The following is an 11,751-nucleotide window of genomic DNA, read 5'->3' as shown; positions in this document are numbered from 1 at the left end:
AATTATTTCAATTAATCGATTGATTGAAAAGCGGAATTCAACTATTGGAGGACGGAAAATTGGCAAATGCATATAAACAGGCCGGCGTTGATATTGAAGCTGGATATGAAGCTGTAAATAAAATGAAGAAGCATGTTCAAAAAACAATGAGACCGGGTGTATTAAGCGGTTTGGGCGGATTTGGCGGAATGTTTGATTTATCGACTCTTGGTTTAGATGAGCCAGTACTTGTTTCAGGGACGGATGGAGTAGGCACGAAGCTGATGCTTGCCTTCATGATGGATCAGCATGACAGCATCGGTATCGATTGCGTGGCTATGTGCGTAAATGACATCGTGGTGCAAGGTGCGGAGCCGCTTTACTTTTTAGATTATATTGCTTGCGGCAAAGCTGACCCGGATAAAATCGAAAGCATCGTAAAAGGTGTGGCGACAGGGTGCGAGCAAGCAGGAGCAGCATTAATCGGTGGCGAGACAGCTGAAATGCCAGGCATGTATGATGAAGAAGAATATGATTTGGCAGGATTCGCTGTCGGTGCATGCGAGAAGAAAAAACTTGTGACTGGTGAAAACATTCAGTCAGGCGATGTGCTGATTGGCTTGGCTTCAAGCGGTATTCACAGCAACGGCTACTCTTTAGTGCGTAAAGTTTTATTGCAAGATGGAAAGCGCGACTTGCATGAGCATGTAGAAGAATTAGGCTGCAAGCTTGGAGAAGAGCTACTTAAACCGACACGCATTTATGTGAAATCTTTATTGTCGGCATTGAAACAATACGAAATTAAAGGAATGGCACATATTACGGGCGGCGGCTTTATCGAAAACATCCCAAGAATGCTTCCTAAAAACCTTGGTGTGGAAATTACAAAAGGTTCATGGCCTGTTCTTCCAATCTTTAAGCTGCTTCAAAAAGAAGGCAATTTAGTAGAAGAGGAGATGTACAACATCTTCAATATGGGTATCGGTATGATTGTTGTTGTACCGGCTGAGCAAGCAGATGCTGCTGTTAAGCATTTCGAAGAACACGGCGAAAAAGCATATGCAATCGGCAAAGTTACAGCAGAACAAGGAGTACATTGGGGGAACTAAAGGACAATGAAAAAAATAGCCATATTCGCTTCCGGGAGCGGGAGCAATTTCCAAAGTATTTCTGATAGCATCAAGGATGGGTCTCTGCAAGCGGAAATTGTCCTGCTTGTATGTGACCAGCCATCAGCCTATGTAATCGAACGAGCAAAAAAAGAAAATATTCCGACATTCGTTTTCTCGGCAAAAGCGTATGACAGCAAAGTGGCTTTTGAAAAAGAGATATTGAATCAGCTTCAGCAAAGAGAAGCAGAGTTTATTATACTTGCAGGCTATATGCGTCTAATCGGAGAAACGCTATTAGCTGCATACTCCCATAAAATCGTCAACATTCACCCATCACTGCTGCCGGCTTTTCCAGGCAAGGATGCCATTGGCCAAGCATTTAATGCAGGCGTGAAAATGACGGGTGTGACAGTACATTATGTCGATGAAGGGATGGACACAGGTCCAATCATCGACCAAAGAGCAGTAGAAGTAAAAGAAGACGATACGAGAGAATCATTGCAAAAGCGTATTCAAGAAACAGAGCACATTTTATATCCAGACGTGTTAAAACGAATTTTTTCATAGTAGCTAGAAGGAGCGAATAGAGATCATGGCAAAAAGAGCGTTAATTAGTGTATCGGATAAAGCAGGTATTGTTGAATTTGCAAAACAGCTGAAAGAACTGGGCTTTGAAATCATCTCGACCGGAGGCACCAAAAATGCCCTTCAGACAGCGGGCGTTGATGTAATCGGCATCAGTGATGTAACAGGATTCCCGGAAATTTTGGACGGACGTGTGAAAACATTGCATCCGAATGTTCACGGTGCATTATTGTCTAAGCATGATGATGAAGACCATAAGCAACAAATTGCGGCGCATAACATTCAACCAATCGAACTTGTTTGCGTTAACTTATATCCATTTCAGCAGACTATTGCGAAGCCGGATGTAACAGAAGAAGATGCAATTGAAAATATTGATATCGGCGGTCCGACAATGCTTCGGTCTTCAGCGAAAAATCATCAGTATGTAACAGTTGTTGTTGATCCTGCTGACTATGAAAAAGTCATCGCTGAATATAAAGAACAAGGCTCTACAACATTAGAAACACGCCGTGCATTAGCGGCAAAAGTATTCCGTCATACCGCAGCATATGACAGTGTAATTTCACAATATATGACGGAGCTTGTGGGCGAAGAAGAGCCTGAAAGCGTCACATACACTTTTGACTTAAAACAAAGCTTGCGCTATGGAGAGAACCCGCACCAAAAAGCAGCTTTCTATAAAAAACCGTTAGGCTCGACATTCTCGATTGCCAATGCAGAACAACTGCACGGTAAAGAGCTTTCTTACAACAATATTAACGATGCAAATGCCGCTCTTCAAATCGTGAAAGAATTTGAAGGTCCGGCAGCAGTCGCTGTTAAACATAACAACTCTTGCGGCGTCGGAACAGGCGAAACGGTTTATCAAGCCTATACAAAAGCGTTTGAAGCAGATCCAACGTCAATATTTGGAGGAATTGTTGCATTAAACCGTGAAGTAGATGCCGAAACTGCTATAAAACTGCATGAAATTTTCTTAGAGATCGTCATTGCTCCAAGTTTCTCTGAAGAAGCGCTTAGCATTTTGACAGGCAAGAAAAATATTCGTCTTTTGACAATCCCGTTCAACGATGTGAATGCGAATGAAAAAGTATTGGCTTCTGTTGAAGGCGGACTTCTAGTTCAGGATGCGGACAGCTTCACATTGGAGCAAGCAACAGTAACGGTTCCGACAAAACGACAACCAACAGAACAAGAATGGGAAGCATTAAAGCTTGGCTGGAAAGTTGTTAAGCACGTTAAATCAAATGCGATTGTAGTCAATGATGCGCAGATGACATTAGGTGTAGGCGCCGGTCAAATGAACCGTGTCGGTGCAGCAAAAATTGCGCTTGAGCAAGCGGGCGAAAAAGCGAAGGGTGCTGCCTTGGCGTCTGATGCATTCTTCCCGATGAGCGATACAGTTGAGGCTGCTGCAAAAGCAGGCATTACGGCAATTATTCAGCCAGGCGGAAGCATTAAAGATGAAGATTCCATTAAGGCTGCTGATGAACACGGCATCGCAATGGTATTTACAGGCGTAAGACATTTCAAACACTAAGAGGAGAGAAGCGAAAAATGAATGTTTTAGTTATAGGTCGCGGAGGGCGTGAACATGCCATTGCCCGCAAGTTTTCGGAAAGCAAGCGTGTGGACAAAGTGTTTGTTGCGCCGGGAAACCCTGGTATGTCAGATGTTGCAACGCTTGTTCCTGTTCAGGAAAATGAAACAGAGAACATCATTGAATTTGCCAAAGCCAATAACGTTGAATGGACATTTGTCGGTCCGGAAGTGCCGCTTTTGGATGGACTTGTGAATGCTTTAGAAGCAGAGGGTCTTCGTGCATTCGGACCGCGCCGGAACGCTGCTGAAATTGAAGGCAGCAAAAGCTTCGCTAAAGACTTAATGAAGAAATATGACATTCCTACAGCTGCTTATGAAACATTCACTTCATTCGATGAAGCGAAGGCGTACGTTGAAAAAATGGGTGCACCGATTGTCATTAAAGCGAATGGCTTAGCGGCAGGTAAAGGTGTTGTTGTAGCGATGACAGAAGCAGAAGCGTTCGATGCTCTCTCAGATATGCTGTTAGATGAAAAATTCGGAGCAGCATCTGCGAGTGTTGTCATTGAGGAGTATTTAGAAGGAGAAGAGTTTTCTCTATTAAGCTTTGTCAATGGCGATAAAGTGTATCCAATGGTAATTGCGCAAGACCATAAGCGTGCTTTTGACGGTGATCAAGGACCAAATACAGGAGGAATGGGTGCTTATTCTCCAGTGCCACAAATTTCTGATGCAGTCATCGCCGAGTCATTAGAAACAATCGTAAAGCCGACAGCAAACGCTATGATTAGCGAAGGTCGCGAATTCTCAGGCATTTTATATGCTGGCTTAATGCTGACTGCAAACGGACCAAAAGTAATTGAGTTCAATGCGCGCTTTGGCGATCCTGAAACGCAAGTAATCTTGCCAAGATTGAAATCGGATTTAGTCGATGTGCTCGAGGCAGTTAAAGCTGGCGAAAATATCGAAATCGAATGGCATGATGATGCTGTGCTTGGTGTGGTTCTTGCAGCAAAAGGCTATCCGGGTGACTATAATAAAGGCGCGGTTATTAAAGGATTGGAAAACGTCTCGCCTGACGTACATGTATACCATTCCGGAACAGCTCTTGATGAAGAAGGAAATACAGTGACAAACGGAGGTCGTGTATTATTCTTATCAGCTAGAGGAGCGACGCTTGCTGAAGCGAAGCAAAAAGCATATGAAGAAATTAAGAAAGTCGACTGTGATGACTTATTTTACAGAAGCGACATCGGCTACCGAGTTTTGAATGCGGCTATGAAATAACGAAAAGACAGACTTTCGCTTGAAAGGAAGTCTGTCTTTAGCTTTTCAAAAAAGATCGATGCCGTTTTTTCTCTGTCTAACCTTACACCTGCCATGCTAGGTCCTAAGCCATTCACTTTGTGAAACCAAAAGCGGGTTTCACGGCGCGACTGTCTTAGTCCTGCCGCATGTCTCCTTTTTCATCGAAGTGAATCTAAGTAGCTTATTCGTGATGAAAAAGGACCGGTGACGGTTTTTCTAGCTTGGATTATAGGTTTGATCAGTTGATTCTTCATTCATTGACATCTCGTCACTTAAAGAGGAAGCAGCGTCCATGATGTTGTCCATTGTATCGCTGTACATGCCTTTTCCTCTTTGAAACATATCTGTCATTGGGCAATACCGCACAATACCTTCTGCCACTTTCATAGCAGCAGCTGCCGCTATAAAAATGTACGATTGCTTATAAGGTCTCCGTACCATTTTAGAAGTAATGACTGCGAGCATCGTCAGGCCGCATGTAATTCTTGCCATCGCATTTAAAATTCCGATATTTTGCTGTATTTTCATTGATTTCATCTCCTAGATGTATTTTTCTGGATAAATTAGTAATCCTCATTGTACGAAAGAGGGGAAGTATAATAAAATGGGTATACAGAATATTGTTACATTTAAAATTGAGAAAATGAAACAGAGATATTCTTCCTCTTTTTGCAGCTTTCCTCGTGATGAAATATACTGCTTTTTCTTTGTTCATCATTTTCAAATATAAAACTGACAAAAATAAACAGAAATGAGGGGTGTTTGTGCTAGAGCAACGATACAAATGGAAAAACAAACAAATTCGAGAGCAGATTGCAGTCATAAACGGTGCAAAAGCTCCGCATATATTATTAACGAATGCTACTTACTTGAACCAAAACTTACGCCAATGGATGAAAGCGAATATTTGGATTTACGAAGACCGAATTGTTTATGTAGGCTCCAATTTGCCTCAAAATATGGACGGATGTGAAACGATTGATTGCTCTGCCTATCATTTGGTGCCGGGATATATTGAGCCGCATGTCCATCCTTTTCAGTTATATAATCCCCAAACTTTTTCACAATATGCATCAAGAACGGGAACCACGACTTTCATAAATGACAACATGGTGTTCTTTTTACATTTAAGTAAAAAGAAAGCGTTTTCCCTGATTGAAGAGTTCAAGAAGTCTCCGATGTCTATGTATTGGTGGTGCCGTTTCGACCCGCAGACCGAAATTGCTGAAGAGGAGAAGATATTTTCACATCGCAATATTAAGGCATGGCTTGAGAATGATGCGGTTATTCAAGGTGGTGAACTGACGGGCTGGCCAAAACTTTTGGCCGGGGACGACCTGCAACTTCATTGGATACAAGAAGCAAAACGGATGAACAAGCGGATAGAGGGACATTTTCCCGGTGCATCCGAGAAAACATTAGCGAAAATGATGCTGCTTGGAGCGGACTGTGACCATGAGGCGATGACCGGACAAGAAGTTTTGACTCGGATTATGCAGGGCTTTTATGTATCTTTGCGCCATTCATCAGTCCGTCCCGATTTGCCGAAGCTTTTGCAAGAGATGTCGCAACTGGGGATTGATCATTATGACAACATTTTTATGAATACAGACGGTTCGCAACCATCGTTTTATGAAGATGGGGTCATGAATAAATTGATTAAAATTTGTCTGGAAAATGGTGTTCCATTGATTGATGCCTACAATATGGCGACAATCAATATCGCTCGTTACTACCGGATGGATCATTTGCATGGAAGCATTAATACTGGTCGATTGGCGAGTATTAACTTTTTGAAAGACCCGCAAGATCCGACGCCGGTTTCTGTTCTGTCAAAAGGGCAATGGATTTTAAGAGACGGTGATGAAGCGGAGCATCCGTTTTCGGTCAATTGGAGTAAATTCGGTTTGCAAGCGATGGAGATCAATTGGGATCTAACTCATGATGACTTGATGTTCTCGGCGCCGTTTGGAATTGAAATGGTGAATGAAGTCATTACAAAGCCGTATTCCGTAACACATGATATGACATTTGATGAGCTTTCTTTTGATCACGACGAGTGTTTTTTCATGCTGGTCGACAAGCATGGTAAGTGGAGAAATAATACAATCCTGAAAGGGTTTGCCAATAAGCTGTGCGGATTTGCCAGCTCATATTCCAATACTGGCGATATTATTGTCATCGGTAAAAGGAAAGAGGATATGCTCCTCGCTTTTCAAAAGCTCAAGGAAATCGGAGGGGGAATTGTCATGACAGAACACGGAGAAGTGCTGCAGGCAATCCCATTGACATTGCATGGCATTATGTCTACTGAGCCGCTTGAGACGCTTATGAAAGAGGAAAAAAAGCTTAAACAACTTCTTGGGGAGAGAGGCTACACTTTCTCGGATCCTTTATATAGTTTGCTGTTTTTCTCGGCTACTCATTTGCCTTACCTGCGCATTACACCGACAGGAATGTATGATGTAATGAACAAGACAGTACTTTTTCCAACAATAATGCGTTAAAATAGTAAAGTAATAATGTATAATGGAATCACAACTTGGTAGCTATGAAAAGGGGCGGGAAAAAATGAAGCTGAAGAAGATGTTCATGATCGTTTTGCTCGTCTTACTGGCTGCAGCTTGCAGTCAGCAGGATGAGCAAGTGGAAGAAGAAACAGTTAACGAGCGAGAATCAGCAGAACCTAAAACTACGTTTCCTCTTACCGGAATAGCAACAAGTGAAAGTACGGATGCAAGAGCAGTAGCTGTAATGATCAATAATCATGTACAAGCGAGACCGCAAAGCGGACTTCAGGATGCGGATCTTGTGTATGAGATATTGGCTGAAGGTGAAGTGACACGATTTTTGGCAGTCTATCAAAGTGAATTTCCGGATCGGGTAGGGCCGGTGCGAAGTGCGCGTGATTATTACATAAGACTGGCTAAAGGATTAGACGCAATTTATATTCATCACGGTTATAGCCCGGAAGCTAAGCAACTGATGGAGAGCGGCTATATTGATCATTTGGACGGGATGGTATATGACGGAACGCTTTTTGTGCGTGACAAATCAAGAAAGGCACCTCATAATTCATATATAGCTTTTGATGATATTATAAAGGGTGCGAAAGAAAACTCGTTTGAAATGGAAAGTGCGCCAAGGCCTCTGGAATTTTTAAATGAAGAGCAACTGGCATCTCTGTCCGGAAATCAAGGAAGCGATTTTACAGTTACATACGGTAATGCATCTTTTGATGTAACCTATGAATATAGCGAATCAGACCTGGCATACAAACGCTTCTCTGCAAATGAGCAAACCGTGGATAACGATACGGGAGAGCCGGTTTTGCTTAATAATATTGTGGTCATTGAAGCTCATCATGAGGTTGTAGACCAAGAAGGGCGACGCGACATCGATTTGAAGTCCGGCGGTAAGGGCTATTTGATGCAAAAAGGTGTTTGGAATGAAATTGAGTGGATTAATCAAGATAGTCAGCTTATATTCATGACAGGTCAGGATGAAGTGAAGCTTGTTCCCGGGAAGACTTGGATCAATATTATTCCGGACCAGCCGGGTTTAGAGACAGCTGTGACTTTTAAATAAAGTAAATTTTGTTTGGCTGCGGGGCTGTTCCCCCTTGCTTAACAGGACGAAATAGATAATTTATATAAATGGACAAAGGAGTAAGAGATGCTATGCAAATTGAGAAGTTAAGAGGACGAGAATTAGACCAGCTATTTGAGGCCATATTATCATTAAATAATATTGAAGAATGTTATCGATTTTTTGATGATTTGTGCACAGTCAACGAGATACAATCTCTTGCTCAGCGTCTGGAGGTTGCCAGAATGCTTCAGGATGGGAAGACGTATCATAAGATTGAAACGGAAACCGGAGCAAGCACAGCGACAATCTCACGCGTAAAACGTTGCCTTAATTACGGAAACGATGCCTATACAATGGCATTGGACCGTATTAAAGACAAATAATAACTATGTGAAAAGGGCGATGACAGCCTAGGAAGGATAAAAGAAGCTGTCATTGCCCTTTTTGTTTTTTAAAGGAAAGAGCAAGTAAAAAGGACCGGTGACGGTTTTTCTAATTTTAGTAAATAATAAAGTGAAAATCGATTATTTCTTTGACGACGAGTACGAGGCACTATTGATTGTTTTTTTCTTGTTTTCCTTAATGCTATAATGAGGGAATGGAAGATAGATTGGGGGCAAGTTATGTATACAAATTTCAGCGAGTGGCGACATGTGTTTAAGCTCGATCCAAATAAAGAAATAAGTGATGAAAATCTGGAGAAGCTTTGTGAATCCGGTACTGATGCCATTATTGTGGGCGGAAGTGATAATGTGACACTAGAAGGTGTTTTAGATTTAATGGCACGGATCAGACGTTATAGTGTTCCTTGTATCCAAGAAGTATCATCAATCGAAACAGTTACTCCGGGATTTGATCTATATTTTATCCCGACTGTTCTTAATAGCCGTGACCCGAGATGGATAGTCGGCCTGCATCAGCAAGCTGTTAAAGAGTTTGGTGAGGTCATGAATTGGGACGAGATTTTTGTGGAAGGCTACTGTATTTTAAACGATGAGTGCAAGGCTGCTAAGTTATCGGATGCGCAGACAGATTTATCGGCAGACGATGTAGCGGCATATGCAGAAATGGCTGAAAAAATGTTCTCGTTGCCAATCTTCTATGTGGAGTACAGCGGAAAGTACGGCAATCCGGAAATAGTACGTGAAGTGAGTAATCGCCTAGAAAACACCGTATTATTTTATGGAGGCGGCATCACAAATGCAGAGCAAGCAGCTGAAATGGCGCAATTTGCTAATGTTGTTGTAGTCGGAAATGTTGTTTATGACAACTTTAAAGAGGCTTTGGCAACGGTAAACGTATTTGAGCGATAAAATATGATTAACAGAGCCAAACAATAAAATATACTGTATAATATATAGAACAAACGTTCTTGTGGTGGTGGAAAAATGGAAATGAAAGCAGATAAACTTGTAAATGGCTTAAATCCGGAGCAAAGAAAAGCGGTGCAAACAACAAGTGGACCGTTGTTAATTATGGCCGGAGCCGGAAGCGGCAAAACGCGCGTATTGACACATCGTATCGCTTACTTGATGGTTGAAAAAGAAGTAGCTCCTTGGAACATTCTAGCGATTACATTTACAAACAAAGCGGCACGTGAAATGAAGGACCGTATTGGCAATCTGTTAGGTCCGGATGCTGAAGATATTTGGATTTCAACGTTTCACTCAATGTGCGTACGGATTTTGAGAAGAGACATTGATCGCATCGGCTATAGCCGGACATTCTCAATCCTTGATACGACTGATCAGCAGTCAGTAATAAAGCAAATTTTGAAGGACCAAAATATCGATCCTAAGAAATATGATTATCGTGCTATTTTAGGTGCGATCAGCTCGGCTAAAAACGAATTGATCAACAGTGAAGAATATGAAAAGACTGCAGCCGGATACTATGAAAAGGTAGTCAGCGATGTATATAAAGAATACGAAAAACGTCTTCGCAAAAATCAAGCCTTAGATTTTGATGACCTCATTATGAAAACAATACTTCTGTTTGAGCGTGTTCCGGAAGTTTTGACTTATTATCAACGCAAGTTCCAATATATCCATGTCGATGAGTATCAGGATACGAACAGAGCACAATATATGCTTGTCAAAATGCTGGCAGAGCGCTTTGAAAATCTATGCGTAGTAGGGGATTCGGATCAATCGATATATCGCTGGCGCGGAGCGGATATCGCTAATATTTTATCGTTTGAGAAAGATTACCCGAATGCCAATGTGATTTTATTGGAGCAAAATTACCGCTCAACGAAACGGATCTTGCAGGCGGCTAACCAAGTGATTGCCAACAACAGCAACCGTAAGCCGAAAAATCTGTGGACAGAGAACTTAGAAGGAAACAAAATTCAATATTACAATGCCGACAATGAGCAGGCAGAAGCGGCATTCGTTGTTGGGAAAATATTGGAGCTGACAAGAAACGGCGAGAAAAAGCTGAATGACGTAGCGATTCTTTACCGTACCAATGCACAATCGCGTGTGATGGAGGAATATTTACTGAAATCAAACATTCCTTACTCCATCGTCGGCGGCGTGAAGTTCTATGATCGTAAAGAGATTAAAGACGTTCTAGCTTATTTGCGTTTAATATCTAATCCGCATGACGATATTAGCTTACGTCGAATTATTAACGTTCCAAAACGAGGGGTCGGCTCAACATCTGTCGATAAAATTGCCGACTTTGCTGCGATGCAGGATACATCAATGTTCGATGCATTAGATAGTATCGAACTGATTGGCCTAAGTCCGAAAATCAGCAAAACATGTCTGGAATTCAGAGATATGATCCGTAATTACTCCAATATGCAGGATTACTTATCGGTAACAGAATTAGTCGAAGAAGTATTGGATAAAACCGGTTATAAAGAAATGCTGAAAGCAGAGAAAACAATTGAATCACAAAGCCGACTTGAAAACTTGGACGAGTTCTTGTCAGTAACGAAAAACTTCGAAGATCAAAATGAAGATAAAAGCTTAGTCGCATTCTTAACTGATCTTGCTTTAGTAGCAGATATTGATCAGCTTGATAAAGAAGAGACGCCACAATCAAGCGTTACTTTAATGACACTTCACTCCGCTAAGGGGCTTGAGTTCCCTGTTGTTTTCCTGCTCGGATTAGAAGAAGGGGTATTCCCTCACAGCCGTTCCTTAATGGAAGAGGAAGAGATGGAGGAAGAGCGCCGACTGGCTTATGTAGGTATAACTCGTGCCGAGGAAGAGCTGTTTTTAACAAATGCTAGCATGCGTACATTATTCGGTCGCACAAGCTACAATCCAGTTTCTCGCTTTATCGAAGAGATTCCGAGTGAATTGCTGATTAATCTCCGTGCCGAGGAAAGACAAAAAATGCAAGCATCACAGCCGAACAGAAGCGCAAGTACGGGTTATACTTCAAGAAGAGCGGCAGTTGCGGCTAAACCGGTGAAAGCGCCGGTGAAAACTGGAGGCAGCGATTTTGATTGGGCCGTCGGTAACAAGGTTCAGCATAAGAAGTGGGGTATAGGAACGGTTGTAAGCGTAAAAGGCGAGGGAGAAAAGAAAGAGCTTGATATCGCTTTCCCAAGCCCGATTGGCATCAAACGCTTATTGGCAGCATTTGCGCCAATTGAAAAATTGTAAGAAGAAGG

At 42.0% G+C, this 11,751-nt stretch carries 10 protein-coding genes; 9 read left to right on the top strand and 1 reads right to left on the bottom strand.

Annotated elements, in window-relative coordinates; genetic code table 11:
* Positions 1-59: 59 nt before the first annotated feature.
* From purM to purD, 4 genes are read left to right on the top strand one after another with little or no spacing between them, the layout of a single operon-like run.
* Positions 60-1,088: a phosphoribosylformylglycinamidine cyclo-ligase gene (purM, locus tag IEO70_RS10915; protein WP_190998399.1), complete on the top strand. Its 1,029-nt coding sequence runs from the start codon at positions 60-62 to the stop codon at positions 1,086-1,088.
* Between the two features lie 6 nt (positions 1,089-1,094).
* On the top strand, positions 1,095-1,658 hold the full coding sequence (gene purN, locus IEO70_RS10910) for a phosphoribosylglycinamide formyltransferase (RefSeq protein ID WP_190998398.1): 564 nt from the start codon (positions 1,095-1,097) through the stop codon (positions 1,656-1,658).
* A gap of 25 nt (positions 1,659-1,683) precedes the next feature.
* Positions 1,684-3,219, top strand: a complete 1,536-nt coding sequence (gene purH / locus IEO70_RS10905; protein WP_190998397.1) for a bifunctional phosphoribosylaminoimidazolecarboxamide formyltransferase/IMP cyclohydrolase — start codon at positions 1,684-1,686, stop codon at positions 3,217-3,219.
* A 17-nt stretch (positions 3,220-3,236) separates the two neighbouring features.
* Positions 3,237-4,508: a phosphoribosylamine--glycine ligase gene (purD, locus tag IEO70_RS10900; RefSeq protein ID WP_190998396.1), complete on the top strand. Its 1,272-nt coding sequence runs from the start codon at positions 3,237-3,239 to the stop codon at positions 4,506-4,508.
* Between the two features lie 237 nt (positions 4,509-4,745).
* Here purD and IEO70_RS10895 read toward each other — a convergent pair whose 3' ends face one another.
* Positions 4,746-5,057 (bottom strand): YgaP family membrane protein, encoded by a 312-nt coding sequence (locus IEO70_RS10895; RefSeq protein ID WP_190998395.1) that lies wholly within the window; start codon positions 5,055-5,057, stop codon positions 4,746-4,748.
* A gap of 236 nt (positions 5,058-5,293) precedes the next feature.
* Between IEO70_RS10895 and IEO70_RS10890 the strand changes: the two genes are divergently transcribed.
* The 5 genes from IEO70_RS10890 (at position 5,294) to pcrA (ending at position 11,743) form a co-directional block, all read left to right on the top strand.
* Complete coding sequence (locus IEO70_RS10890; RefSeq protein WP_190998394.1) at positions 5,294-7,036, top strand: adenine deaminase C-terminal domain-containing protein; 1,743 nt, start codon at positions 5,294-5,296, stop codon at positions 7,034-7,036.
* Between the two features lie 64 nt (positions 7,037-7,100).
* Entirely contained in the window at positions 7,101-8,117 is a 1,017-nt protein-coding gene (locus IEO70_RS10885; RefSeq protein WP_190998393.1) for a DUF3048 domain-containing protein, read from the top strand.
* A gap of 92 nt (positions 8,118-8,209) precedes the next feature.
* Positions 8,210-8,503, top strand: a complete 294-nt coding sequence (locus tag IEO70_RS10880; protein WP_190998392.1) for a YerC/YecD family TrpR-related protein — start codon at positions 8,210-8,212, stop codon at positions 8,501-8,503.
* A 240-nt stretch (positions 8,504-8,743) separates the two neighbouring features.
* Positions 8,744-9,433 (top strand): heptaprenylglyceryl phosphate synthase, encoded by a 690-nt coding sequence (pcrB, locus tag IEO70_RS10875; protein WP_190998391.1) that lies wholly within the window; start codon positions 8,744-8,746, stop codon positions 9,431-9,433.
* Positions 9,434-9,508: 75 nt separating this feature from the next.
* Positions 9,509-11,743, top strand: coding sequence for a DNA helicase PcrA (gene pcrA / locus IEO70_RS10870; protein ID WP_190998390.1), 2,235 nt, complete (start codon positions 9,509-9,511; stop codon positions 11,741-11,743).
* Positions 11,744-11,751 lie beyond the last annotated feature (8 nt).

Source organism: Peribacillus faecalis (genome assembly GCF_014712675.1).
GTDB classification, from domain to species: domain Bacteria; phylum Bacillota; class Bacilli; order Bacillales; family DSM-1321; genus Bacillus_AD; species Bacillus_AD faecalis.
This window is presented reverse-complemented; position numbering and strand designations above follow the sequence as displayed.

What these genes read in the sequence shown, in the direction of transcription:
- IEO70_RS10885 (WP_190998393.1), top strand. Translation starts at nt 7,101, where the DNA reads ATGAAGCTGAAGAAGATGTTCATGATCGTTTTGCTCGTCTTACTGGCT.
- purH (WP_190998397.1), top strand. Translation starts at nt 1,684, where the DNA reads ATGGCAAAAAGAGCGTTAATTAGTGTATCGGATAAAGCAGGTATTGTT.
- IEO70_RS10895 (WP_190998395.1), bottom strand. Translation starts at nt 5,057, where the DNA reads ATGAAAATACAGCAAAATATCGGAATTTTAAATGCGATGGCAAGAATT.
- purN (WP_190998398.1), top strand. Translation starts at nt 1,095, where the DNA reads ATGAAAAAAATAGCCATATTCGCTTCCGGGAGCGGGAGCAATTTCCAA.
- purD (WP_190998396.1), top strand. Translation starts at nt 3,237, where the DNA reads ATGAATGTTTTAGTTATAGGTCGCGGAGGGCGTGAACATGCCATTGCC.
- pcrA (WP_190998390.1), top strand. Translation starts at nt 9,509, where the DNA reads ATGGAAATGAAAGCAGATAAACTTGTAAATGGCTTAAATCCGGAGCAA.
- pcrB (WP_190998391.1), top strand. Translation starts at nt 8,744, where the DNA reads ATGTATACAAATTTCAGCGAGTGGCGACATGTGTTTAAGCTCGATCCA.
- IEO70_RS10880 (WP_190998392.1), top strand. Translation starts at nt 8,210, where the DNA reads ATGCAAATTGAGAAGTTAAGAGGACGAGAATTAGACCAGCTATTTGAG.